Here is a 25,329-nt window from a genome sequence, read left to right on the forward strand (position 1 = left end):
TTTAATGGTAAACAGAATGTCCTGCCGGAGGACTATTTCAATTCGCTGACAATTGGTGATTTACTAGACGACCCAAAGCAAAATGAACTGATTTGGCATAACTCATGGGCTGACTAGTGGAAGTCATTTGTTCATCGGTTCATTGGTTCATTAATGAACTAGTGAACTATGGTAGATTGTAGAATGACTTAGACACTGTGAATGCGCAGCTAACCCCCTAAATCCCCCTTATCAGGGGGACTTTGGGAACTTCGTGGTCGGAGTTATTTATTGGTAATGTTTACTTATTTTTCTAATTCACCATAAATCGGTTTCTGTTGCACGGTTTCTTAATATGAGACAACCTGAAATGTAGTACGAACCATTCTGATTAACGTTTGTGCGATGCGGTTATGAAATCGATACCGTTGGCGGATTGATGAAATCGTGATATTTCTGTGCGACCTGACCCGTCGCAGCATCGCCGGCGTGGATAAGTACACGGAAACGGAAATTCATCTCCCCACCACTTTTCATCGTGTAAGAACCATCTTTGCTGGGGTCGCCTTCAAACGTGCCGGTCCCGAAAATATTTGTCGTCATTAAGCCGTAGTTGCGGACATGCCAATATGTCGGATAGCGTGGGTTAGAAGTGTGATCAAATACAGCGACCCCCACGGGCGTTCCTTCAACGGTCCCCGAATAGTCACACCACTGCGCGCGTTTGCCCCATGTTTCGCCTTCGTTAATCCCGCCGTAAGCATTTTCAATCTTTCCGCCATCGGAGGCGTTCATCGACGGATTGACGCGAACTGATATAATCCCACCCTCTTTGGTATCACCGAAATGGACATCTCCCGCAGATGCGATCAAGGTCAAATCCAGATCGATAATAGTTCCTGTCTCAGGGGTATTGTAGATGCGGAACTGCTGTAGATCTGACATCAACTTTTCGCCCGCCTTGTTCACCCAATCATTTTCAGTGTAGATTTTGCCAACCGTCGCTCCCCCACTTTTATCGGTGAAGGATTGATGTACGACTCTGCCAGAATTTTCGCCCTCTGCCCACACATCCACATCGTTTACCTCACCGTAGGCGACGTACAGCGATCGGTGATGGACGTGGTCGCTGGATTCCTCACTGGTTTCGCCACGAGTTATCGGCTGTCCGCCTGGTCCAAAGACCGGGAAGAAGTAAGGGCGAAATCCATCCGTTCCGTAGCGGAAGGCACATCAATCGCGTTGTCGCGTTCACTGAACGCAACACCTTCACTGTCCTCAGCACCCCCCGACGAGAGGATATATGATCGTTCCTGATGAGCCTTGAGTCTATCCAGAATCCATGAGAGTGTCGCGGTTTTGCCGTCGTTGTTGAGGTCGGCGGGGACTGTTGCGCCGCTCTTCTGATCCGTAAGGGTGACTGATCCACCCGCGAGCCCTTCGGCTTCACGGTTATCTACATCAACACTGACGGGGCAACCGTCCCGATTATGTTCACCTGCATTAACTGTAACGGTAATACGATTTTTGTCTGCCATACATAACTCCTTGGGATTTGTGATTAATGCACTTTTCCATTATATCACCTTCCTCATGGTTCAGACAAGCATCAAAGTAGGGAACGCAGATCTGCGTTCCCTACTTTTCCGCCCAACTGTCAGCGATTCGGGCTTCTGCAACGATTGGAACCTTTTTTAGAACCTCTCCTCCTGCTGCTTCCATGGTTTGCTGAAGCCTCCGAGCAGCCTCAACGGCGTTGACTTGAGGCACTTCGATGATAATTTCATCGTGGATCATGGCGATAATTTTCGCTTCGCTTTCCTTCAAAGCCGATGGAAGTTCACCTAGCGCAATCTTCGCAATGTCAGCCGCTGTGCCTTGCACTTGTCTATTGATAAAGACCGTAAACGAAGGGGGTGTATCCTTCCAGACAAACCGTCTCCCGTATAGTGTTCTTTGCTTATTGGTATATTTCAATTCCTGCTCGGATTTCCGATGCCAAGCGCGAATCCCCGAATATACTTCAAAGAAGCGGTTTCTAAAAGTTTTTGCTTCAGCCAAAGTCATTTCTACGTCATAGCTATGCTTTGCAGAGTACTTGAGTCCCCTCGGACCCATGCCAAAAATCAAGCCGAAGTTAATCGCCTTTGCCGCTTGACGCTGTGCTTCGGTCACCTCATCAAGCGATACCCCTTGAATCAGTGAAGCCGTCAACCGGTGTAAGTCCGCACCGTTCTGATAGGCTTCGGTCATCCGCTGATCTTTGCTGATTTCGGCAGCAATCCGTAATTCAATCTGTGAATAATCGGCGACTACCAGTTTATTGCCATCTTCGGCGACGAAACAGGCTCGCACACCCGGATCACGGGGCACCTGTTGAAAGTTTGGGGCTGAGCAGGAAAATCGACCCGTCGCAGCACCGAGTTGCCAATAATTTGCATGAATTCTGCCCGTTTTGACTGAAGTTGCCCGTGGTAGCGGTTCAAAGAATACCGATACGAGCGTGGACAGCTTCTTGTATTCCAGTAAAAGTGGTATGCTGGGGTGGCGATTAATCAGCGGTATCAGCGCACGTCGAGCTGTGCGTTCAACATCAACGCCGATTTGCGTTAGCGCTCTTTTCACCTGATGTGGACTGACCAAATTAATTTCGCCCAGATAATTGTATAATGCCCCTCGAAGCTCGCGTCTTCGGGCCTCGACACGATGGTAGTAGGCGTCCACTTTGGTGGAATGGAGCCTCATCCCTGTAAATTCCATCTCTGCGGTTGCCCGGACGCAATCAAATTCAATCTTAGCGATTTGGGTGAGATCTGCACCCACCAACTCGGATTTTAACCGATTGTGCAACCGCAACAGTACCAACACATCACGGGCGGCATATAGCAGTTGGGAATCGGTGAGCTCGCCACTCCAATCGCTGGTCTGCTCTGTTTTCGACAAATCTATATTAAGATACAGCTTGACGATGTTGGCTAAACCGACGCGCCCGGAGGAACTGATTAACCTCGCTGCTAGCATCGTATCGAAGATAGGTCCACCCACATCAACCCCTATCGCCCAGAGCATTTTGATGTCAAAGTTGGCATTGTGGAAAACCTTTACAGAATCATTCATCAGTACCTGACGCAGCGGCTCCAGATCCTGCACGTTATCAAAAGCGTCTAGGTCAACCATGACCACCGGACGATTCTCAATTGCCAGTTGAATTAGGCGGATTTTTGCCTGATGCGGATCGAGTCCCGCTTGTTTGAGCCAGCCCGTTGCGGTCTTGAGTTTTGCTTTTGCGGCTTTCAGTTGGTCTTTGATGTCATCACGCACCGCGCGTAGGGGCTGCTTTTCGGCGTTTGTTTTTGCCCGTTTAACGGCTTCTCTGACCTGTTCAAAATCAGCGGTTAGCTGCCTGAAATGATTTTCAGCGCGTTCGACATCGACTCGGACATCGGTCGGCGGGTAAGTTTCTGTGTCGATTGCAATCACATCGGCTTCATTGAGCAACTGTATGATCGACTCTAGAGCGGTTCGGTCGGCGACGATGGTATAATCAATATCCTCACCTCGCAGCAGCAGGTCTGCACGCTCATAGGCGCCGATGCACCAATATTGTGTGGCTTTGAGGACAATGTCAATAGAGAGTCCTCGCACGAGAGCGGTATCCACGGCTTCAAGCCATCCATCGGAGCAGTTTGCTAGCATCTGTGTTAATTGGTCCTCGGCTTTATCGGAAGGATTTCTCATCTCGAAACATTACAGTGTTTTTAGCGTTCTTTTAACTTAACTCATAAATACTATACACAAGTTAAGTATAACATACACATATTTATATTTCAAGATGAAGTTTTTCAAGATGCAGCTATTTAATTTAGAAAATGCAATCAGACAAATAGCCAGCTCTAGGCAAGGAAATATGTTGCATATATTCAGAAAGACGAATTAGGGGTTATTTCTAAGGTCGTTTCTAAACACTTGGAGAGAGATTCACATGAGAAAACTCAGCGCATACGCCATTTATCTCATTCACAGCGGCGGATACTCACTTTTCTCAGCGATGGCGTACACAATCATTGCTGTCTACTACGTTGAGGTGGTTGGTCTTAATCCGCTACAATTGGTGCTCATTGGCACGGTATTGGAAGTTTCCATATTTCTGCTTGAGATCCCCACAGGCGTGGTTGCTGATGTGTATAGCCGCCGATTATCGGTTATTATCGGGACAGCATTACTCGGTTTCAGTTGCATACTGGCAGGTTCGATTCCTTTTTTCGTAGCGATTCTACTATCGCAGATCATTGCTGGGGCGGGTTACACTTTTCTTAGCGGCGCAGCGCAGGCGTGGATCGCTGATGAAACCAGCGAAGCCTTGGCGTCCAAGGCTTATATGCGTGGTGCACAGATGAGTCAGGTCTGTTCCCTAATTGGCATCGTTGTCAGCACGGGGCTAGCGCATCTTCAACTCAACCTTCCGACAATCGTGGGCGGTGCATTGTTCATCGGTTTGGCAATTTTTACTGCCTTCACGATGCCGGAAGTGGGGTTCCAGCCGAGATCTCAACAGGAACGCACTTCTTGGAAAGTAATGGGGAACACCTTTCGCGAAGGGCTGCGGGTCGTACGAGAACGTTCAGTGTTAATTGCCATCCTTAGCATCGGTATCTTCTTCGGGATGCACACCGAAGGATTGGATCGGCTTTGGCAGGTATACCTACTGAAGCACTTTACCTTTCCTAAAATCGGAACGTTAGAACCCGTTATCTGGTTTGGGGTAATCAGCGTCGGCTCAAGCATGATCCAAATGATCGGCACCGAAATCGCTCGACGATGGCTTGATACAAGCAGCCGACTTGCTGTTCCACGTGCCTTATTTTTTATCAATGCGCTGCTGGTTGCAAGCCTTGTTGCTCTCGGCTTGGTTGGTAATTTTGCCCTTGTCATTGTCATTTACTGGTCCGTTCGACTATATCGTTCGCTCGATCGAACCATTAGTACGATTTGGATTAATCAGCACGTTGATTCCAGAGTTCGTGCTACAATCTTTTCAATAATGGGTCAAGCGGATGCATGCGGTCAGGCGGTGGGTGGTCCCATTTTAGGAGCGGTTGGTCGTATCGTATCTCTCCGTGCAGCCATGGTCGCCGCCGGAGCACTCTTGTCTCCCGTATTACCAATTTTTATACGAGCGATACGCAGATATAGGTAAGTTGCTCCATTGCTCGAAATTCGCCATGGGACTTAGCCGTGGGCAGAATTACCATTCCACCGTTAGCAGGGTAAGCTCTTTGCAAGGCTAACCCGCAATTTCATATAAAGCTACCTGTGCTTATCGTGCAACCCAACCGCCATCTACGGACATAGGGTGCCCGGTGACAAAAGAAGCCCGCTTGGGCAACATCTTCTGGATCCCCTATTCGTCCGATTGGATGCCTTCCAAGCATCCGTGCTTTGCTTTCAGGGTCGTTCATCCCCCTTGCTAGCATTGGTGTGTCGATGTGGCCCGGACATACCGCGTTGACTCGGATGCCCTCAGCGGCATATTCCATTGCAGAAGCCTTCGTCAACCCGACGACCCCGTGCTTGCTCGCAACATACGCCGGTGTTCCTCCTGCGGCAGCGAGGCCGTATGCAGACGCCGTATTCACAATGGCACCGCTGGATTGTTTGAGCATCTGGGCGATTTCGTACTTCATGCACAACCAGACGCCTGTGAGATTGACTTTGATGGTAAATTCCCAGTCTTCCTCTGTACAGTCCACGGTGCTGCCCCCTCTACCGACGCCAGCGTTATTGAAGGCACAGTCCAAGCGACCGTAGGTTTCGATCGTCCTATTGACCATAGCTTCCGCCGAGTCAGCCTTTGATACATCGGCTTCCACAAAGATGCCTTCTCCACCAGCATCCTGAATCAGGTGCACGGTCTGCTCACCGCCCGAAACACTGAGATCGGCGACGACGACCTTTGCCCCTTCGCTTGCCAACATCAGCGCAGTTGCTCGACCAATCCCCGAACTTCCGCCTGTTACCAAAGCAATCTTATCTTCTACCTGTCCTGCCATTTCAGCACCTCCGCAATTGGTATGCAAGTTCTCTCAATTCGTCAATCGTACCATCTTTTTAGGAATTGATCAATCACCTCTTAATACTTTTCGATCTTGATTCATGCGGCATTTTGCGCTATACTCAAACGCAAAAGGACACAAAAGGAGGGAACATCAATGAACTTAGGATTAAATCAAAAGGTCGCCATCGTCTGTGCGGCGAGCAAGGGCTTAGGGAGGGCGAGTGCAATGGCGTTAGCTCGCGAAGGCGTGAACGTGGTTATCAATGAAGCAGCGTCAACAATACGCGCCGAAAGTGGCTCGCGAGTACTGCCCGTCGTCTGCGATCTCACAAGAGAAGGAGACATTGAACGACTAGTAGAGAAGAGCGTGGACGAATTTGGAACTGTTGATATTCTCGTTACCAACGTTGGACACCCGCAGATGGGTGCCTTCTCAGATCTAACGGATGTGGACTGGCAGGGGGGCTATGAAGGTGTTTTGCTCCCGGTGATTCGGCTCTGTCGCTTGGCTATCCCTCACATGCAGCAGGTGCATTGGGGACGCATCGTGCACATCACCAGTATTGCCGTCAGAGAACCCGGCACACCTTACCTGATCTCCAGCGTTTTTCGGGCAGGCGTGGCAGCGTTGAGCAAGTCGCTTGCCAACGAACTGGGCCATGCAGGAATTTTGGTCAATACCGTTTGTCCTGGACCGTTTCGGACACCACTCGGTGAAGAACTGATACAGCGAACAGCGGCAGCGCAGAATAGAACCTATGCAGAGGTTGAATCAGAGACGGCTCAAGCCTCCGTTATCGGTCGGATGGGTGAGGCGGATGAGTTGGGTGCACTTGTCGCCTTTCTATGCAGCGAACAAGCTGGAGACATCACAGGACAAATTATGTCAGTGGATGGGGGAGCAGCGCGTGGATTATTTTGAGAGACTGGTAGTCAGATTACTGTGGGTTCAATACCTGATTAAACAACGTCCGTGTGGTTTCCGTGCACCAATGGTAGTCCTTCAAAAACCGCTGTGTCCCATCTGCGTAGCCGAGTCGCTTAGCGAGCTGCTCCAACTCAGGAGCTTTATCCGGTAGGGCGTCCAACGGTCGGTCATGCACGATTCGCAAGCTATTTTCCACATTCCTCAGAAACTCATACGCGAGGAGGAGCTGCTCCCGCTGATTGCGGGTCAAAGCCGCAACTTCATACAGCCGGTGAATCGCCTCAACGGTGTTCTGCACCCGCACTTGTGGGTGTGTCGTACCGTGCATTAACTGAAGCGTTTGAGCGACAAATTCGATATCGATGAGTCCTCCATATCCAGATTTCACGTCGATCTGCTGTTTTCTTCTGCGTCTCCGACGACGTGTGGTAGCTGAGGTAAAGGCGGAGCGCGTCGTTTGCGCTTCTTTGCGCTGCCGATTGTGGATAATATGGGCAATCTGTTCAGCGGTCAGCGGTTGACTGTAGGCAAAGGTATATGCTTGTTTAATAAACTCTTGGCCTAATCCGATATCCCCAGCAACGGGGCGGGCACGGATCAGCGCCTGACGTTCCCACGTCTCTGCGTCTTTTTGGTAGTAATTCTGGTAGCCTTTCAGAGACAACGCAATCGATCCACCTGAGCCAAATGGGCGGAGTCGCAGATCGAGCTCATAGATTCCACCGCCTCCCGTATTCCCCTTCATCCGATTGACCAGTTCCAATCCGAGCCTGCTAAAATAATCGGCGTTGGACATGCCCTGTGTTGTTTCGCCTTCAGCGGAGTAGACAAGCATCAAATCGAGATCCGCGCTGAAATTGAGTTCCCGCCCGCCGAATTTCCCCATGCCAATCACGGCGAACCTTGCCAAAGGCAGATCCACATCTGTCTTTTCATCGGTGGAAGCCGTTTGCCTCTGACTGTTACCTCTTTCCAGCGGCTTCCCATATTCGATTTGCAATTCCGCGTTGATATGGGAATACATTGCCTGCAAGATTCCCTCCGCAAGATCGGAGAGTTCAGTCGTCGTAGCCCACAGGTTTGCTTGCCCCAGAATATTCCGCATACCGATTCGCAGGACTTCGCTGTTTTTATACCGCCTTAATGCCTGAAACACCTGATCCGGTGTTCCATCTGCGATTTCCTGAAGTGCTTCCATACAGATTTCGGATGCTGTCTTGGGATGGTCCATCACCGCCGGAGCGGTCAGCACATCAAAGGATTCTGGCTGCCCGGTTAGTAACTCAGCTAAGAAACGACTGGTTCCACATAGCTTGGTCAATAGCTCAAGCGTGGTTGGTTGTTCGTTGAACATCGCGTAGTGCGAGCTACGCGCTCCTACCTTGCTTGCGAAGGTTTCGATGTAATGAAGTGCCGTGTCAGGGTCGGGGGATTCACCCAACAAACGCAGCAGTGTCGGTGCAAGATCGACAAACAATCGGCGGACATGCGGGGAAAATCGCACACCATCGGAACCTTCCGCCATTCGTTTCAATCGTCGATGGGCTTCTCGCGCATCAGCGAACCCAACGGGCTCCAAGAAGTCGCGTATCACCCTTGGCTCAGTGGCGATGAGCACGGCTTCTATATCTACTTCGCCCTCCGAAACCGGTGGTGTTAAAACCTTGCCAAAAATCGATCGAACTGCATCTGTATGTAGCGTGTAGTCCATCTCAAACGCTTCTAAAGCAGAGCTAGCCTCGCTATCTTGATACCCAATCCGCTTGGCGAGTTTAATTAGTTCCGGTTCCTTTGAGGGAAGAGAATAGCGCTGTAAATCGGCTAGCATCTGGATACGATGCTCAACTGTCCGTAGGAAGCGGTAAGCATCGGTGAGGATATCACGATCCATCTGATCAAGCACCCCATGGTGGTACAGCAGATCGATAGTTTGCAGCGAGTTGTAATTCCGCAACGCTGGGGTAGGACCCCCGTGGATGAGTTGGAGGCATTGGATGGTAAACTCGATATCACGAATGCCGCCGATACCAAGTTTAACATGTGCCATCACGTCATCGCCCTGTTCCCGGAGTTGACTTTCAATCCGTGCTTTCGTCTGGCGAACATCCAGTTTTATCTCCGTAATGGAGGATTCATCAAGATATCGACGATAGACAAAGGGCTGAATAGTCCGAATAAACTGTTCCCCTAATTTGAGGTCACCGGCAACGGGACGGGCTTTGATTAACGCTTGGCGTTCCCAAATCTCGCCCCATCCCTCATAATAAGCTTCGTAGCTGTCGATGGAGCGAGCAATCACGCCCGCCCGGCTCTCAGGACGCAAACGGATATCAACGCGGAAGACATAGCCCGCCTTGGTGACTTTGCTCATCCCATTGATAATAAACTCGCAGAGTTTGGCAAAATATTCCCCATTCTCAATGCCTTGATCTGTCACCCCATCGTGTGAGTAAGCGAACATCACATCGATATCTGAACTAAAGTTGAGCTCATATCCCCCAAACTTGCCCATCGCTATCACAGTGAGTGTGCTCGGGACCTTTTCGCCACTGGGGAGTTCACCCCAAGGGACGCCCATTTTTGGGGTAAGCTCATCTGTACCGATTTCATAGCAGACTTGTAGCGCCGCCTCCGCGAGGTTTGTCAACTCCCGTGTTGTTGTTTCAAGATCGGCGTCGCCTAGCAGATCGCGCAGCCCCAGTCGTAAACTCTCCTTCCGCTTATAGCCACGAATCGCGTTCAACTTCTGCTCTGCCAGATCAAACGGCTGCACCGCTTGGGATAGTTCGCCATACATCGTTTCGCGGTCTTTCGGATCGCTCATCATCCCAGCATCCATGAGTTCGTAAAAGTACTCAGGATTCCGCACCAGAATATCTGAGAAATAGATACTGGACCCAAAGCAGGTTGACAATATTCTCAGAAGAAAAGGGGCATCATGCAGCAGGCGATAGAGCCAAAGTCGATCAAATGTCGCGTTGGCAAAACGCTCAAAATTGTTCAGTGCCGCATCCGGGTCCGGCGAATCCGCCGATGCGCTCAACAAATGGCTGACAATTTCGGCAAACGCTTCGCGATATGGGGGAACGTCTGCTAAGTTGTCAAGGCGGCGATTTACACTTTGAACATCCTGAAAACCATACGGTTCGAGGATTTGATTAACTGCTTCCGTCGAGAGGTCATCCGAGGAAAGAATAAGATCTTTTGGAGTGAGGTTTGAAGTCATATTGTTTCCTTTTACTTGTGCCGATTTATCGTGCCTCCTCGTCGTTTCTATGATCTATAGATCACAAAACGTTGGGATCAGGAATTGAAACAGATTCTTCAGCAAGCACGTTATCATCATAGCTACGATAAATATCCAGTGATACAAAATTAAAAATTAAAATACAAACTGTGGAAAGGGAGTACACAATGGCAATCACTGAAATGCCAATAAAATCAATGGAAACCCTGAAAATCATACCAATATCAAGCTCGAGCGATCCGGCATATCAGCCCCCGTTGCGGGACACGCAACTCGCCGATTTGCAGGTGCTAATCCGTGAAAAGGCTTTGCTAATTAAAAAATTGACAGAAGAAAATCAGTATCTCTACACCCAAGTTGAACGGTTAGAGGAACACATGGAATCGGAAATCAAGCGATCAGATGCTATGATTGAGCAGATGCAAACCGCCTCCGAAGAATCAAGCAAACGCGCTCAAGCGATTATTATGCACTTGAGCCAGCAGGTTGAGCGGCAGGCGGAACAGAGGCACAATTCGCCAAACCGTCAAGCAACTGAAATCAAGTATTCTGCGCAAACCACTTCCTGCAGGGTCGAAATATGGATATGAGGCTTAGTGATCGTATGTCATCGCATGTTTCACCGCGCGACAGATCGCCTCTGCCATGACCTCCGCTGCGATAACCCCAACGGTATTGACCGGTGCGTCCCGATGTATCGGGATCGAAAGCGCGAAAATTGTATCACCATCGGACATGGTATGTACCGGGCGAATTGTCCGCGCTAAACCGTTATGCGCTAGCTGCGCGACTTTCGTAACTTCTGTTGGGGAGAGGGCAGCGTTTGTCCCGACGACACCGATGGTTGTATTCGTATTAGTAGGTTGAAATGGATCTCTCTCCCCTTGTTCAGATAACCTCTCTACAATATCCACAAACTCCCCCGTTTCCGGGTGCTTTGCGCCTGCCAGAATTTTTCCTGTCGCTGGATCGACGATATTGCCGACCGCGTTGACAACGACAATTGCCCCAACGATCAGTCCTGATTTCAAGGCGTAACACGCTGATCCGAGGCCGCCGTTTGATGGCTGAAGTCCTGGTCCCTTCCCAACCGTTGCGCCTGTTCCAGCACCGACTTGTCCCATTTCAACTTGCACACTGGTGGCGTTCACACAGGCGCGATAGCCCATCTCCCGATCTGGACGGACTTTTGAATCTCCGACCCCTAGATCGAAGATGACAGCACTTGGCACAATTGGCACACGCACTGGTCCCGCCGGGAATCCGACGTCACGCTCCTCAAGAAACTGCATCACCCCACCCGCTGCGTCCAATCCAAACGCACTGCCGCCTGTAAGTAAAACTGCATGAACTTTCTCCACCAATCCCCCCGGCCGAATTGCATCGGTCTCCCTGGTGCCGGGGGCAGATCCTCGGACATCAACGCCGGCGACAGCTCCGGACTCACAAAGAATCACCGTACAGCCTGTGCGCGCCTTTTCATCTGTCGCATTGCCAACTTTGATGCCATTGATAGCGGTGATTGTATCGTTTTTTAACGGCGTACCCATTTTAATCGAATACTGTGTTGGATAGGGGCTAAATCAATTTGTGCAGCGCCTCAAAATAAGCACAGATGCCAGCTATTCCTCGATGCACATCTACACCCAACTCTTTTATCCGCTCGGAGCCTATTTCCGCGGGTTTCGGAAGTTTGGATTGAACAACTTCTGCTTTACTGTCGGTTACCTCGCGTGCCAACTGCGCTAATTCTTGGTTATACACAAACATGTCGCACAAGTTGAAGATCTGACCAAATGCTGCGGGGTTGTTCACTGCCGCCGTCAGTGCTCCTGCAACATCACTGATAGCGACAACATCGCATCCAAATGTGCTTTCGTACTTTGTACCCCTTTGAACTGTCTCAAAGATGTCGCGCCAGACGGTTTTTTCCAGATTTGGATGAATCCCATAAATCCATGCACAACGGAAAGCGGTTGTGTTCATGCCGAATTGTGCATAGTACGTCCGACATGCCGATTCTAACACGGTGTTGTGCATGACATAGGTACTTTGAGGAGATACCAGCGGTGAATCCTCTGTAATCGGTGTCTGACACACGTCTGCTTGTGTATAAACATCGGAACGGAGGAGATAGGTGCTTGTCGTGCAGATGAATTGACGGACACCGGCGAGCCGAGAAAGCTCAAGCAATGTCAGTGATCCAAAGATATTGGAACGAAAGTATTTGAGTTGTTGACTCTCTGCCGTGGAATCATAGGCGGTATGGACTACGACATCTGCCCCCTCAACAAACGCGGACAGTGCATCCTTATCGGTCATCTCTCCTCTGCATATCTCGACCCCCAATTCTTCAAGCCAAGAGGTATCTCTTGTTGGACGCACAAGCGCGCGTATACGGTGTCCCGCCTCGACCAGCGACCGGACTGTATACGATCCGACAAACCCTGTGGCTCCTGTCAGCGCAATGTACATACTAATATCCTCTCCTGCAAAGAAAGGCACTTGTCTCGACTGCTGATAGGTGTCAAATGTATCATATTTGGTGGAGAGTGTCAATGTTCCAATTCAGAGAGTGATAGATCGATTCTCGACAGATTTCCATTCCCGTGACTTACCAATTGACAGGTTTTTGGCTAGGCTGTATAATATGTGCGTTTTACGCAATCTGCAACAACTCCAATCAACGAGGCGACCTATGCCAACTGAGATCAAACCTTTTGTCGAATCAAATGATGTGCTCGATCAACCCGATAGGCTACAGGATCGTGCGAAACGAGACGGGTATCTTTTCTTTCGGAATCTGATTGATCCTGACACGATTCTCCAACTCCGCCGAGATTTTCTCGAAATCTGCGATAATCACGGTTGGATTAAGGAAGAAACGGATATGATGGATGGCATCCGAAATGGAGGACCGTACCGGGAAGGACAGGACGAATATTGGCCCATCCTCGACGATTTTCAAAGTTTAGAATCCTTTCACGCCTTCGCCCACTATCCGTCAATCCTTGATGCCTGTGATAAACTGTTTGGCGAACCGACACTCCCCCATCCACGAAATATCGGGCGAATTATATTTCCCGAAAACATAAGGTATACGACACCTGCCCACCAAGACTATATCCATATCCAAGGCACGGAGGAGTTGTCCACAATATTTCGGTAGTTTGGCGGTGCTCTCAGGGTCCCATAAGTTTAGCGTTCTACCAACAATACGGGCTGATGGTGCAGGTGGTTTGGGCGTGGAAACCGATCATCTGAATCTCACATGGGTCTCGGCGGATTATCAAATTGGCGACTTTCTGCTTTTCCAAAGTCTCACCGTCCATAAGGCACTTCCCAACCAAACAACAGACCGCCTTCGCCTTTCCGTTGATTATCGCTATCAAGGTCAATCCCAACCGATTACGGAGGGTTCGCTCCTGCCGCACTTCAATCGTATGTCATGGGAAGAAATCTATGAGGGTTGGAACTCCGAAAAATACCAATACTACTGGAAAGATGTGGATCTGGAGTGTGTGCCTTTCACCAGAAAATATCACGCAGCCAAGCGTTAATCCACTCCCCACCCAAAAAAATCATCAAGGAGAAACCGTGAAGATTACACAGATCGAAACCATCCGTGTCAAAGCCCAGCCGCACAACGTCTGGGTCCATGTTCACACCGATTCCGGTATCGTCGGTTTGGGGGAGACCTTCTACGCCCCATCGGTCGTTCAAGCAGCGATTCACGACTTTTTTGGACCACTTCTCATTGGGCGTGATCCATTCGAGATTGAGCGTCATTGGGAAGCGATGTTCCGCCTGTCCGATCACGCCGGCTACGGCGGTGCGGAGATGCGGGCGATTTCGGCGCTCGACATCGCCCTCTGGGACATAAAGGGTCAAGCTGTTGACTTACCGGTCTATGAACTCCTCGGCGGTGCAGTCCGCAAACGCATCCGTGTCTACGCCACCTCAATGCCCTACGAGGGCGCGGGCGAGACAGCAAAACAGCTGCTTGACGAAGGCATCACCGCAATTAAAGGAGGACCTACTATCCCACTAGCGATTGCAAGCGACGGTCAGTTTCTCTCGCAAAAAGACCTTGACCGGGCGCTCAAGCCAATCCGCGAGATCCGGGATACGGTTGGCTTGGAAATGCATATTGCCAATGACGGCCACGGCAAGTGGGCACTGCCCGTAGCGATTCGGATCGCCCAGGCGATGGAACCGTACGACATGATGTGGCAGGAGGATCTAATGCCACTGCTCAACCCAGAAGCCCTCTTACGGCTCCAAGAATCTACGAAAACGCCAGTCTGTATTTCCGAGCGCCTCCTCAGTCGATGGCAGCTTCGGCTGTTCATTGAGAACGGCTCTGCCCGTATCGTTATGCCAGATTTAATCTGGACCGGCGGTGTTTCGGAGACGCACAAGGTTGCCATTCTTGCGTCGGCGCATCAGGTACCATTTGCCCCACACGACGCTACGGGACCTGTGAACATCTTCGCCTGTTCCCACATCTGTATGAGTTCTGCAAACGCTATGATACAGGAGCATGTGCCCGCTTTCCACAAAGGTTGGTATAACGAGTTCGTTGACCCCAATCTCGACATCCGTGATGGCTTCCTCCACGCCCCACAACGACCGGGAATCGGCACACGGCTAAAGCCCGAAGTCCGAGACAGATCGGATGCCATCGTGACCGTGAGCGACGAACCGGACCAGAGCACCATCGACCATTGGGGACCAACGCCGGTACGCAGCGAAGAGACAGAGGCTGAAGTTCAACGGCTGCAGGAAGAACGCCTCCCACAGTCTATATCATGAGTTTATGTTAAACAACTTATCACCTGTTATACAAAAGGAATCTAGTTATGAGTATTAGAACGAATAAATTGAAACAAAAATTAGCAGCCGGCGGATTGGTGCTAAGTGGAGGTGTGCGCCTTCCTGAACCGGGACTTGTTGAAGTGATGGGATATGCCGGGGTTGATTATGTTCTAATTGACGCAGAGCACGGTTCTATGGGCTGGACAGAGATAGAGCGGATGGTTCTTGCTGCCTATGCTGCGGATACCACACCGATTGTTCGCGTCCACGAGAACGATGAAGCGAGAATTATGCGTGCGCTTGATCTTGGCGCAATGGGGGTGCTCGTCCCGCACATCCGCACCGCAGAAGAGGCGCAGCATGTGGTGGATGGTGCGTTCTACCCGCCGCAGGGCAAACGGGGTGTGGGTCCAAGCCGAGGTATCAAGTTTGGGGCGGTGTCAGCGGCGGAATATTATGCGAACATCAACAACGAGGTTTCGGTTTCATTGATGATTGAAGATGCCGAAGCAATTGACAATATCGACGAAATCGTCGAGATCGAAGGCATTGATGTCCTGAACGTAGGGACAAGTGACTTAGCGGCTTCGTTGGGTGTACCGGGCCAACCGTTGCACGCGAAAGTCGCCGAAGCCTCTGAGAAGGTGCTCGCTGCTGCTGCGCGAAAAGGTATCGCTGTCGGCTATCCGACCCGCGGCTTGGACGATGGGATTGAGGCTATAAAGCGTGGATTCCGTGTGCTGTCCTGCGGTAACGCAGCGCCGCTGCTATTTGAAGCTGTCCAGCAAAAGTTGGAGTTATTGCGAGGCGCAGAGTAATTCGGCTAGAAAGGCAAAGAGTTATGGAATATGTGAACTTTGGAAGCGCAGGCGTTCAAGTAAGTCGATTGGCACTCGGTTTAGGGTTCAGAGGACAGGGCGATGAAGCCGATGCACAGAAGGTCATCGAACACACAATTGATCAGGGGATTAACCTGATTGACTGCGCCAATGTATACGGGACAATGGATGATCGCGCCAACATCGGTCGCTCAGAAGTTATTCTGGGGAAAGCGCTGAAGGGCAAACGCAATAATGTTGTGATTACCTCAAAGGTTGCTAGCCAAATAGGCGATGGACCAAATGACATAGGGTTATCTAGATACCACATCATGCGCGAAGTCGAAAAATCGCTGACCCGCTTAGACACAGACCATATTGATGTCTACCTTGTCCATATGTTCGATGAATCCACTCCCCTTGAGGAGACTATTCGTGCATTAGATGACCTCGTTCGTTCGGGTAAAGTCCGCTACGTCGGATGTTGTAATTATGCGGCATGGCAGGTTTGCAAGGGCTTGTGGGTTGCGGATCGGTACAATGCAACGCCGTATATGTGCGTCCAGAATCAATACAATCTGCTGACTCGGCACCTTGAGGGCGAAATGTTCGCACTTGTGCGGGATCAAGGATTGGGAGTTATGGTATACAGTCCGTTGGCGGTAGGGCTTTTAAGCGGCATCTATTCACCGGACCGTCCTGCACCGGAAGGGACTCTCTGGGCAACACGGCTGCGGGATCAATTTCCATCGGCAATGGAAGGGGCTGCGAGTCAGGTTATATCGACCGTGATTGAACTTGCGGGCGAATTGGGAGTGACCCCTGCACAATTGGCACTTGCTTGGGTACTATCTCACCCGGAAATTACAGTCGCGATTACCGGTGGAGACACAATCGAGCACCTAAACGATAACATCGGTGCAGTCGGCTGGACACTCGACGATTCTGTGCGAGAGACACTGGACACTGTTTCAGAACCGTTCAGGTTCACGGCTGGGTAGGATTGTTAATGATTTTTTGGCAACACGCAAGGATAATCTTCTTGAAAATTGCTATGTGGCACAAACTCTCAATAGTGGTGTAATCGGAGATTATGGACTCAACGAAAAGTAAAATTGAACCTATCTGGACAACGATAGACGAAAAAACCACATATCCCATCTATATTGGAACCGATATTATTCCCGAATTTGGAACTCTCTTTAAGGAACATCTGCCACGTTGCTCCCAAGCGTTATTGGTAACCAATCAAACCATTGAAGAGGTTCACGCCGCTAAAATCTCCCAAATTTCTGAGAGCCTCGCAAATATGGGAGTAGATCTGATCGTCGAAGCGATCCCAGAAGGGGAAAGAACCAAATCGTATTGGGGCCTTGGAATGTTGTACGATTTCTTCGCGGAGCATCAGTTGGATAGGCAATCCGTGATTATTGCAATGGGTGGAGGCGTCATTGGCGATTTGGCTGGATTTGCTGCGAGTACGTTTCTGCGCGGGCTTCCATTGGTTCATATTCCCACCACGCTCATCGCTCAAGCGGATAGTAGCCTTGGCGGGAAGGTTGCCATCAATCTGGCTAGGGTTAAAAATATAGTCGGCGGATTTTATCATCCAAAAATGATTTGCATTGATGCTAGCTTTCTGCAAACACTGAACGTGCGGGAGTTAAGAGCGGGTCTTGCGGAGGTGGTTAAGTACGCTGTAATTATGGACAGTGAGCTATTTAATTATTTAGAGGCTAACGTTGAGAACATAATTGCGAAAGATCCCGAGGTTTTAGAAAAGATTGTCAGAAGGTGTTGTGAACACAAAATTGCGGTTGTGGAGGAAGATCCGGAGGAGAGAACAGATCGTCGGGCGATTCTAAATTATGGGCATACGATTGGACATGCCTTGGAATCACTTTATCACAAATATTTGCATGGAGAAGCGGTTTCCGTGGGTATGGTTGCTGCCTCATATCTTGCAGTCAAAACGGAAATTCTCCCTCCCGCAGATGCCGAGAGACAATCAGAGTTATTATCCAGAATTGGCTTGCCGACTAATGCGTTAGGGGTTTCGATAGATCCGCTGCTTCAACCGATGTTGCATGATAAAAAGCGGCGGGGTAACACTTTACGATTTGTGCTGCCGACGAAAATTGGGGATATAACCATAAAGGACGTCCCCAAAAACGATCTCCCCGATTTACTTCAATACTTGGTAGAAAAGAGGGTCTTTAGTCCATCGGAAGATGCTACCGCTACCGATGAAGGATAGTTATAGACTCATTGAAATCGCATTGAACTATTAGTAGGACTTACGCAGCGGGTTCATAAATCCCCCTGATCAGGGGGACTTAGGGGGTTAAAAATCAAAAATCTACCCTCTGTGCGCTAAATTTGCGTAAGTCCTGTATTAGTCAGGGCTTACGCACTTCAGTAGGGAACAACGATCGTTGTTCCTTACGAACTTTGTGATGGTGCCTCTATTGTAGTTGCCCGATTCATCGGGCGTTGAGAAGGGTGTCTAGCGGCGATAAATCGCTGAACTACAAGGGGTTGAGCACCCAACTGCGTAACTCCTATTATATAGAATCCCAAAAAATCGACATTTAACAATGGAGGAATCTAATGGGTGAAACAACACAAAATAGTTTCGATCTGTTACTCAAAGGTGGGCACGTTATCGATCCCAAAAATAACATCGATCAGCCGATGGATGTTGGGATTGCAGCGGGAAAGATTGCGCGTGTGGCGGAGAACATACCGGACGCGGAAGCAGAAAAGGTTGTCCATGTCAATGGGCTTTACGTCACACCCGGCTTACTGGATATACACGTCCATGCCTATGCCGGCACCGGTCAGCGAAACGCCTACTGCGGGGACAATTCCTTGTATCCCGATGGATACAATTTTCGCACAGGCGTGACCACGGTTCTTGATGTCGGGAGTTCAGGGTGGCGAAACTTCCCCGATTTCAAAGACCGCGTCATCGACCGAGCGAAGACCCGTGTTTTTGCACTGCTCAACATTGTGGGACACGGCATGGGTGGCGGCGCCATCGAGCAGAATATACCGGATATGGAACCCGAAGCAACGGCGAAAGTCGCCGAACGCTATCCCGATATTGTTGTAGGATTTAAGACCGCACATTACGCAGGTCCCGAGTGGCTTGGGGTTGACCGTGCTGTGGAAGCTGGGAGATTGGTGGGCTTGCCAGCCATGATTGATTTTGGCTCATTTCCTTGAGCATATACGCCCCGGCGACATTAGCACTCACATGTACCAAGCCGCGATACCGATGTTCGATGAGAAGGGGAAGTTGCAGCCTTATTTCGCTGAAGCACGTGCCCGCGGAGTCAAGTTTGATGTAGGACACGGTGCTGGGAGTTTTGTGTGGAATCATGCAATACCTGCCATTGAGCAGGGGTGGATACCGGATTCAATTTCGACAGACCTGCACACCGGTAGCATGAACGCCGGGATGAAAGACATGGCAACGACGATGTCAAAGATTCTGAATATAGGTGTTTCTTTGTTCGATGTCATCAAAATGTCAACGATTACTCCGGCAGAGATGATCAATCGTCCGGAATACGGTCACTTGAGTGTCGGTGCGGTAGCGGATGTTGCCGTGCTCAAACTAAATGAGGGGGAATTTGGGTTTCAAGATGTCAGAAGGGCACTCTTCGTAGGGAATCAAAAGCTAGAGTGTGAATTGACCCTGATTGATGGACAGGTGGAGTGGGATCTGAACGGACGCGCTGGTGTGGATTGGCAGGAGTATTACGCAACAGCGTAAGCGTATCAAACAAACCTTATTTATAGATCTAACTTCCGGTGAAAGCGCTTTTCCGATCAATGATGTATTCTGTCAATGGACTGGGAGATGCCTGAATCCGCACGTTGACTACCGCCGGTTTGTCCGAGGCAAGAGCACGTTCGAGTGCCCCGCGCAGCTGATGTGCTTCCTCGACATATTCGCCGTGGGCACCGAGTGCCTCCGCCACCTTGTCATAACGCGAGGGCAGTAACTCGGTCGCCACACTTTTTCCGAAGAGTTGCACCTGTTGGTGATAGTCTATTCCCCACACGCTATCGTTTCCAATCACGATGACTACGGGCAAGTTATGCCGCACGGCGGTGTCCAACTCCATGGCACTGAACCCGAAGGCACCATCTCCGGTGAGTACCACCACTTTGGATTGAGGTAGAGCGGCTTGCGCACCGACGCCATAGGATACGCCCCAGCCGATCATTCCAAGCGTACTATTGGTAAACCAGCGTCTAGGATGGAGACTAGGATAGTAGGGGGTCCCGTAGAAGGAGAAATCACTGCCCTCGAAGATTAAACAGTCATTCTCGCCTAGTAGGGAGCGCAAATGTTTGTGAACGGCCATTGCGTGTAACGGGGTGGATGGTGCCGCCCGGCTGTCCAAATCCTGCTCTTGGACATCGCGGGTGGACCTGAGTTCTTCAACGATCGGATTTTCATTCCATCTATATCCCTCAGCTTCCTGCGCTAACTGCTTCACCACCGCACCAACATCTCCTAAAATACCAACATCCACGCCGCGTGAGAGACCAATCTGTTCCGCTGATGGATCTACTTGGATGATGCGCACATCAGCGGCGAGGGTCGGCGGTCCGCCGAAGGAGATTGTAAAGTCCAATTTCTTACCAAGAAGCAGCACAACATCTGCCTCATCCAAACGGCGCGAGACAAGATTGACCCGTCCGTCAGCGAATCCGAAGCAGTAGGGGTGGGTATCGGAAACGAGTCCACGGGCTATCTCCTCGGTAAACAGCGGAAGCTGCGTTATCTCTAAGAACCGCTGCAAATCCTCCCGATTTACGGAGTCGGTTGCATTTCCCGCTAGCACCATAGGTCGCTGCGCGCTCTGTAGCAATTCTACCGCTTCTTTTACAAGGGTCGGATCGCCCATGACTTGACCGGAACGACGGTATACTTCGGGTGGGTCGAAATGTACGCGGCTCGTATCCACTTCAGCACTTTGGACATCGACAGGAATGGTCAGGTGAATGGGACCGCGCCTACCCGCTAAGGCGGTGCGGAAAGCACGTGCGAAATATTCTGGGATCCGGTACGGGTCGGAGACGAGCCATGACCCTTTCGTGATGGGTTTTGCCATCCCAACCTGATCAATCTCTTGTTGTGCGATTCCATGTCCCAGTTGGTTCTGCGCTGCGGAACCTGTGATGTTGATGACCGGAGATTCCATGTGATACGCCAACGCGAGTCCCGGAATAGCGTTTACATGTCCCGGCGAAGTAAACATTGATATTCCGGGGGAGCCGGTGATCCGTCCCCACGCATTTGCCATGTCCACCGCAGCCTGTTCGTGGCGGGTATCAATAAACTTGAAGCCTTCCGCCGCCATAACGTCCATCAGATGCAGGGTGTGATCTCCCGCTAGGGTAAAGATTTGGTCTATCCCTTCCGCTTGTAATGCTTGAACGATAACGTGTGAACCCGTCAACTTCATAAATTTCTCCTTGTACGACCTGAACTTGGAAAGCCGCTAAACCTCCACCCTCACCGCGCGACTAGATTCCCCCGACTCGATCACGGCGTTTAAGGTAGCGAGGACCGGCAGGTTATTGCGACCACTGGTCTCCGGCTCAGGTCCGCCGTTCACCCAGTCGGCAAACGTGATAGCAACGTGCATGTCAAGTTGACGTGAGCCAGTGAAGTCCGGATCAATCTCTGCCTTACTCAACTCACGTGCTCGGTTTTTCCCAACAAGCAAAGTCTCCGGACCACCGAATCCTTGTGGACTGTGTAAGACAACTGCGCCATGCTCGCACTCGGCGCGGAATTCACTGGTGTTCACACGGGCATCAGAGGTAGATACAATCACGAAACGGGCACCATTATCGAAGGTAATTTCGGCGGTAGCGGTAGATTCGCGATTCCAAGTCGTCTCCGGCGGTCGATAAGAATGGCCGAACACCTCTACCACACGCCGGTTCACCATGGCAATCAGCGAGTCAATTTCGTGGACGGTCATCTGCCAGAGTTGCGAGTGCTCGGAGTCGGGATACTCGCTACCACGGGCTTTATAGGAGAACATGTGTCCGGTCTGCGGCTCGCCATAAGCCCCCTCTGTCATCAAACGTCGTACCGTGCGCTGTCCGGGCAGGTATCGCCACTGTTGGGTTACCACAATCTTTAGTCCACGAGCCTCCGCCATCTCAGTCAGTCGCCGGGCGGGTGCAAGCTGGAGCGTGAACGGCTTCTCCACCATGACGTGCTTGTCGGCTTCGATTGCAGCCTCCACTAGTTCATCGTGCGTACGCGCCCAAGTAGCGACAACAACACCGTCACAATCCGACTGTTTTAACGCCTCCGGGTATGAAGTGTAGGCAAGATGGTCCGGTAATTCGAGATCGCTAATAGCGGCTTTGAGACGCGGTTCATCAATATCGACTAAGCCGACCAATTCAAACTTGTCAGGTCGCGCTAGAAAGCTGCGTGCATGTGACTTCCCTCGACCACTGCCCACCACGACCATACGCAGTGGATTCCCTGTTTCGACACGGTTTTCCCCCACTTTAGTTACCTCCTATTTCGGACCTTCCGCAGTTTATGTCTCAATTATTCCTCTGCCAACACCTGGATACTGGCACATGGAAAGGCAGCCACCTTTGCGTTCTGAGGCAGCTTCTCCGCAAGCATATTGACAAGCACATCCCACTCACGGAAGAGGATGTCGCCGGGATGATCCTTGTAAAACTCATCTGCCGGGAAGTTCTCCGACCAAACTAAAGCTTGGTTTGGAGATTCGATTTTCGGTGTGGGTAACGGCATCGGGGTTGTCCGCGCCCTCCACCTAATACGTGATGCGTAATGCGTAAAAGAAACCACAGAGACACAGATAGGTAAATTGTTTTTAATCGCTCTGCGCCCTCTGCGCCTCGGCGGTCGGTTTTTTACTCCTTACTCGTTACGTATTATTCGTTATCGCTGCTGCCGATAATGTAACGCAGCTTGAATAAAATCACGAAATAGTGGGTGCGGCTCAAGGGGCTTAGATTGAAATTCGGGATGGAATTGCGAACCGACCATCCACGGATGATCAACAACTTCAGTGATTTCAACCAGATTCTCGTCAGGCGATACCCCGCTAAAACACAACCCTTCGGATGCGAGGGCGTCCCGATACTCGTTATTCAATTCATAGCGATGGCGGTGTCGTTCTAGGATGATCGGCTGTTGATACGCTTCATAGCTTTTTGTGTTTTCTCTGAGAACACACGGATAGAGTCCAAGTCGCATTGTGCCACCAAGGTCGGTCTGTTCTCGTTGATCCAACATCAAATCAATCACCGGATGGGGTGTTTTTTCGTCAAACTCGGCACTGTTTGCCCCTTTCAATTTTGCGACGTGCCGTGCAACATCGATCACCATGCACTGCATACCGAGACATAATCCAAAATATGGAATCTGCCGCTCCCGCGCATAGCGTGATGCGACAATCATCCCTTCAATGCCGCGGTAGCCAAAGCCGCCAGGAACGAGAATTCCGTCAACTCCCTCGAACTCCTCATCCAAGTTTTGGTTGCCACCTAGCATATCAGATTCAATCCATTTGACATCTACGGCTGAATCATTGGCAATCCCACCGTGCTTGAGTGCTTCCTTCACGCTGAGGTAGGTATCAGAGCCTTGGACATACTTACCGACAATCGCTATCTGGGTCCGGTGTTTGGGGTGCTTCAGTTTATCAACCATCTTTGCCCACTCAACGTCATTCGACTGACGTTCTTCTAACCCAAGCCGCTTTATCACCAAACGCCCCATGCCTTGCCGCTCGAAATTCAGCGGGATCTCATCAACCAGATCTGTGTCAAGCCCTTCAACGATGTATTCCTCCTGAAGTCCACAAAGGAGCGAGATCTTCTGCCGTATTCCTTCCTCCATCGGTTGACTTGTGCGGCAAATCAAGAGATCGGGTTGGATACCATACTCTTGTAGCGTACGGATGCTGTGTTGGGTCGGTTTGCTCTTGCTTTCTCCGTTGGGAAGGGTATAAATTAGCGAAACATGAATAAAGAGCGTATTTTCGCGTCCGACCTCCACCGCCATTTGTCGAATCGCCTCTACAAACGGAGGTGTCTCAAAATCCCCAATGGTCCCGCCGATCTCCGTAATGACCACTTCCGCATCGCTGTCGCGCCCTAGTTGATAGATGCGCTCCTTGATTTCATCAGTGAGATGCGGAATAAGTTGCACAGTCCCACCCAGATAATCTCCACGTCGTTCCTTCGCAATCACCTCGCTATAGACCGAACCCGAAGTAATATAAGAATTTTGATTGAGATTGAGGCCCAGAAATCGCTCGTAATTGCCGAGATCGAGATCGGTTTCGGTGCCATCCTGCGTCACAAATACCTCACCATGTTCAAACGGATTCATCGTACCGGCATCTACATTGAGGTAAGGGTCAATTTTGACAACAATTACACGGAATCCTCGATCGACCAGCAAACGACCAAGTGATGCTGTCGTTATTCCCTTTCCGATGCCAGAGATCACACCGCCAGTTACAAAGATGTACTTTGTCATCTCGATAGCAACTCCTTCTATCGGTTAAATATGCAGGCTATGCCTTGCGTATTGTGTAACAAAGTGAGAAACCATATTGAATTTGGTTCATACTAAGAAAACGTTAAAATCCCTTCATCTGTTCATGCCTGCGAGATTTCCTTGCTCTCTCTTAACCCGCCAACCCACAGGTATCTGTTCAATCACGCCCGATGTCTTCCATTCCTTGAATTGTTTTTGCATTTCCGCCCATCGGCCTCGGTCAAACAGGGCAATCCCATGGTTCAGGGATTCCAACAGGGTCAGATGAAAGTTCTTGAACATCAAATCGAGTTCGGATTGACTATAGGCAAAAATATCGATTGGAGCAGAGGTGAGCAGGGAATAGTCGTAGAGCCGATCTATGAAACGTTTCCCATCATCAATGCACAGTCCAATCAGGACATCATAATCGCTACCGATTGACCAGTTGCCCTTCGCCATGGAGCCGTACAGAACAATGAATTCAATCTCATCGCCCTTCTGCTTGAGGACTCGATCTACGAACTCCCATAATTTTTCAACATGTGGTCGGTTAGATAGTAGTTCTTGATGTGGTCGGTTGGATAATAGTTCTTGCAAAACGGATCACCTCTTCAGCATCTTGAACCGCTTGATTTGCATCCTGATCAAAGTACTGTTCAGCGGGAACACCGCTTGCGAAGGCATCTGGATAACGGGTCGGAATATAAAAGCGATTTAGGCGGATACACGCATTAATGACGGGTTGATTTACTTGTAGATGTTGTTCAACTTCTTGAATAAGCGTGTTTAAGTTGTGACCTAGCGTGTCACTTTGGAGATGGTTCAGAATTGCCTTAATCGACTTTTCGGCTGATTGCTGTGCGGTGAAGCAGCACCACGCAAAGTTGTTGGTGTTTAGAAGATCTGTTGCGG

General features: G+C 50.2%; 20 protein-coding genes and 3 pseudogenes. 10 read left to right on the forward strand and 13 right to left on the reverse strand.

What is annotated here, in order from left to right; genetic code table 11:
* Nucleotides 1-390: 390 nt before the first annotated feature.
* The 3 genes and pseudogenes from J4G02_19795 to J4G02_19805 all read right to left on the reverse strand — a co-directional run bounded on the left by J4G02_19795 (nucleotide 391) and on the right by J4G02_19805 (nucleotide 3,717).
* Nucleotides 391-1,197: pseudogene (locus tag J4G02_19795) on the reverse strand (PmoA family protein).
* Nucleotides 1,137-1,517 carry a hypothetical protein gene (locus J4G02_19800; protein ID MCE2396774.1) on the reverse strand — a complete coding sequence of 127 codons (381 nt, stop codon included), beginning with the start codon at nucleotides 1,515-1,517 and terminating at the stop codon, nucleotides 1,137-1,139. Before J4G02_19800 ends, J4G02_19795 begins: the two are co-directional and overlap by 61 nt.
* Before the next feature lie 100 nt (nucleotides 1,518-1,617).
* Complete coding sequence (locus J4G02_19805; protein MCE2396775.1) at nucleotides 1,618-3,717, reverse strand: hypothetical protein; 2,100 nt, start codon at nucleotides 3,715-3,717, stop codon at nucleotides 1,618-1,620.
* Between the two features lie 244 nt (nucleotides 3,718-3,961).
* Between J4G02_19805 and J4G02_19810 the strand changes: the two genes are divergently transcribed.
* A complete protein-coding gene (locus J4G02_19810) occupies nucleotides 3,962-5,176 on the forward strand; it encodes an MFS transporter (protein ID MCE2396776.1) in 1,215 nt (404 codons plus the stop codon).
* Nucleotides 5,177-5,296: 120 nt separating this feature from the next.
* On the opposite strand, the pseudogene J4G02_19815 reads toward J4G02_19810, so the two are convergent.
* A pseudogene (locus tag J4G02_19815) lies at nucleotides 5,297-6,029 on the reverse strand (SDR family oxidoreductase).
* A 159-nt stretch (nucleotides 6,030-6,188) separates the two neighbouring features.
* Here J4G02_19815 and J4G02_19820 point away from each other — a divergent pair.
* On the forward strand, nucleotides 6,189-6,956 hold the full coding sequence (locus tag J4G02_19820) for an SDR family oxidoreductase (protein ID MCE2396777.1): 768 nt from the start codon (nucleotides 6,189-6,191) through the stop codon (nucleotides 6,954-6,956).
* 16 nt (nucleotides 6,957-6,972) lie between these two features.
* Here J4G02_19820 and J4G02_19825 read toward each other — a convergent pair whose 3' ends face one another.
* Entirely contained in the window at nucleotides 6,973-10,188 is a 3,216-nt protein-coding gene (locus J4G02_19825) for a hypothetical protein (protein MCE2396778.1), read from the reverse strand.
* 188 nt (nucleotides 10,189-10,376) lie between these two features.
* Between J4G02_19825 and J4G02_19830 the strand changes: the two genes are divergently transcribed.
* Nucleotides 10,377-10,799 carry a hypothetical protein gene (locus tag J4G02_19830; protein ID MCE2396779.1) on the forward strand — a complete coding sequence of 141 codons (423 nt, stop codon included), beginning with the start codon at nucleotides 10,377-10,379 and terminating at the stop codon, nucleotides 10,797-10,799.
* A gap of 3 nt (nucleotides 10,800-10,802) precedes the next feature.
* Here the strand turns inward: J4G02_19830 and J4G02_19835 are convergent, their stop codons facing one another.
* Together J4G02_19835 and J4G02_19840 are read right to left on the reverse strand one after the other, a co-directional pair.
* A complete protein-coding gene (locus J4G02_19835) occupies nucleotides 10,803-11,759 on the reverse strand; it encodes a P1 family peptidase (protein MCE2396780.1) in 957 nt (318 codons plus the stop codon).
* A 28-nt stretch (nucleotides 11,760-11,787) separates the two neighbouring features.
* Nucleotides 11,788-12,684, reverse strand: a complete 897-nt coding sequence (locus tag J4G02_19840; GenBank protein MCE2396781.1) for an NAD(P)-dependent oxidoreductase — start codon at nucleotides 12,682-12,684, stop codon at nucleotides 11,788-11,790.
* A gap of 223 nt (nucleotides 12,685-12,907) precedes the next feature.
* Between J4G02_19840 and J4G02_19845 the strand changes: the two genes are divergently transcribed.
* The 7 genes and pseudogenes from J4G02_19845 to J4G02_19875 all read left to right on the forward strand — a co-directional run bounded on the left by J4G02_19845 (nucleotide 12,908) and on the right by J4G02_19875 (nucleotide 19,626).
* Complete coding sequence (locus J4G02_19845; GenBank protein MCE2396782.1) at nucleotides 12,908-13,378, forward strand: hypothetical protein; 471 nt, start codon at nucleotides 12,908-12,910, stop codon at nucleotides 13,376-13,378.
* Nucleotides 13,379-13,385: 7 nt separating this feature from the next.
* Nucleotides 13,386-13,769, forward strand: coding sequence for a hypothetical protein (locus tag J4G02_19850; protein ID MCE2396783.1), 384 nt, complete (start codon nucleotides 13,386-13,388; stop codon nucleotides 13,767-13,769).
* 37 nt (nucleotides 13,770-13,806) lie between these two features.
* Nucleotides 13,807-15,024 (forward strand): mandelate racemase/muconate lactonizing enzyme family protein, encoded by a 1,218-nt coding sequence (locus J4G02_19855; GenBank protein MCE2396784.1) that lies wholly within the window; start codon nucleotides 13,807-13,809, stop codon nucleotides 15,022-15,024.
* 47 nt (nucleotides 15,025-15,071) lie between these two features.
* The gene (locus J4G02_19860; protein MCE2396785.1) at nucleotides 15,072-15,845 is read left to right on the forward strand and encodes a hypothetical protein; all 774 of its coding nucleotides are present in this window, start codon (nucleotides 15,072-15,074) and stop codon (nucleotides 15,843-15,845) included.
* Nucleotides 15,846-15,868: 23 nt separating this feature from the next.
* Nucleotides 15,869-16,846 (forward strand): aldo/keto reductase, encoded by a 978-nt coding sequence (locus J4G02_19865; protein MCE2396786.1) that lies wholly within the window; start codon nucleotides 15,869-15,871, stop codon nucleotides 16,844-16,846.
* Between the two features lie 92 nt (nucleotides 16,847-16,938).
* Complete coding sequence (gene aroB, locus J4G02_19870) at nucleotides 16,939-18,102, forward strand: 3-dehydroquinate synthase (GenBank protein MCE2396787.1); 1,164 nt, start codon at nucleotides 16,939-16,941, stop codon at nucleotides 18,100-18,102.
* Nucleotides 18,103-18,455: 353 nt separating this feature from the next.
* Nucleotides 18,456-19,626, forward strand: a pseudogene (locus J4G02_19875) (amidohydrolase/deacetylase family metallohydrolase).
* Between the two features lie 28 nt (nucleotides 19,627-19,654).
* Here J4G02_19875 and J4G02_19880 read toward each other — a convergent pair.
* The 6 genes from J4G02_19880 to J4G02_19905 all read right to left on the reverse strand — a co-directional run.
* Nucleotides 19,655-21,331: a thiamine pyrophosphate-binding protein gene (locus J4G02_19880; GenBank protein MCE2396788.1), complete on the reverse strand. Its 1,677-nt coding sequence runs from the start codon at nucleotides 21,329-21,331 to the stop codon at nucleotides 19,655-19,657.
* 36 nt (nucleotides 21,332-21,367) lie between these two features.
* Nucleotides 21,368-22,399, reverse strand: a complete 1,032-nt coding sequence (locus J4G02_19885; GenBank protein MCE2396789.1) for a Gfo/Idh/MocA family oxidoreductase — start codon at nucleotides 22,397-22,399, stop codon at nucleotides 21,368-21,370.
* 44 nt (nucleotides 22,400-22,443) lie between these two features.
* Nucleotides 22,444-22,656 carry a hypothetical protein gene (locus J4G02_19890; protein MCE2396790.1) on the reverse strand — a complete coding sequence of 71 codons (213 nt, stop codon included), beginning with the start codon at nucleotides 22,654-22,656 and terminating at the stop codon, nucleotides 22,444-22,446.
* 150 nt (nucleotides 22,657-22,806) lie between these two features.
* Nucleotides 22,807-24,414 (reverse strand): CTP synthase, encoded by a 1,608-nt coding sequence (locus tag J4G02_19895; protein MCE2396791.1) that lies wholly within the window; start codon nucleotides 24,412-24,414, stop codon nucleotides 22,807-22,809.
* A 114-nt stretch (nucleotides 24,415-24,528) separates the two neighbouring features.
* Nucleotides 24,529-25,014: a nucleotidyltransferase domain-containing protein gene (locus J4G02_19900; GenBank protein MCE2396792.1), complete on the reverse strand. Its 486-nt coding sequence runs from the start codon at nucleotides 25,012-25,014 to the stop codon at nucleotides 24,529-24,531.
* Nucleotides 24,968-25,329 (reverse strand): HEPN domain-containing protein (locus J4G02_19905; GenBank protein MCE2396793.1); only part of this gene is annotated, 362 nt, incomplete at its 5' end. The genes J4G02_19900 and J4G02_19905, both read right to left, overlap by 47 nt.

It is taken from the genome of Candidatus Poribacteria bacterium (assembly GCA_021295755.1).
In the GTDB taxonomy this organism is placed as follows: domain Bacteria; phylum Poribacteria; class WGA-4E; order WGA-4E; family PCPOR2b; genus PCPOR2b.

Bases quoted from the DNA above. Each gene is read 5' to 3' on its own strand.
- J4G02_19800 (MCE2396774.1), bottom strand. From the start codon at position 1,517: ATGGCAGACAAAAATCGTATTACCGTTACAGTTAATGCAGGTGAACAT.
- J4G02_19805 (MCE2396775.1), bottom strand. From the start codon at position 3,717: ATGAGAAATCCTTCCGATAAAGCCGAGGACCAATTAACACAGATGCTA.
- J4G02_19810 (MCE2396776.1), top strand. From the start codon at position 3,962: ATGAGAAAACTCAGCGCATACGCCATTTATCTCATTCACAGCGGCGGA.
- J4G02_19820 (MCE2396777.1), top strand. From the start codon at position 6,189: ATGAACTTAGGATTAAATCAAAAGGTCGCCATCGTCTGTGCGGCGAGC.
- J4G02_19825 (MCE2396778.1), bottom strand. From the start codon at position 10,188: ATGACTTCAAACCTCACTCCAAAAGATCTTATTCTTTCCTCGGATGAC.
- J4G02_19830 (MCE2396779.1), top strand. From the start codon at position 10,377: ATGGCAATCACTGAAATGCCAATAAAATCAATGGAAACCCTGAAAATC.
- J4G02_19835 (MCE2396780.1), bottom strand. From the start codon at position 11,759: ATGGGTACGCCGTTAAAAAACGATACAATCACCGCTATCAATGGCATC.
- J4G02_19840 (MCE2396781.1), bottom strand. From the start codon at position 12,684: ATGTACATTGCGCTGACAGGAGCCACAGGGTTTGTCGGATCGTATACA.
- J4G02_19845 (MCE2396782.1), top strand. From the start codon at position 12,908: ATGCCAACTGAGATCAAACCTTTTGTCGAATCAAATGATGTGCTCGAT.
- J4G02_19860 (MCE2396785.1), top strand. From the start codon at position 15,072: ATGAGTATTAGAACGAATAAATTGAAACAAAAATTAGCAGCCGGCGGA.
- J4G02_19865 (MCE2396786.1), top strand. From the start codon at position 15,869: ATGGAATATGTGAACTTTGGAAGCGCAGGCGTTCAAGTAAGTCGATTG.
- aroB (MCE2396787.1), top strand. From the start codon at position 16,939: ATGGACTCAACGAAAAGTAAAATTGAACCTATCTGGACAACGATAGAC.
- J4G02_19880 (MCE2396788.1), bottom strand. From the start codon at position 21,331: ATGAAGTTGACGGGTTCACACGTTATCGTTCAAGCATTACAAGCGGAA.
- J4G02_19890 (MCE2396790.1), bottom strand. From the start codon at position 22,656: ATGCCGTTACCCACACCGAAAATCGAATCTCCAAACCAAGCTTTAGTT.
- J4G02_19895 (MCE2396791.1), bottom strand. From the start codon at position 24,414: ATGACAAAGTACATCTTTGTAACTGGCGGTGTGATCTCTGGCATCGGA.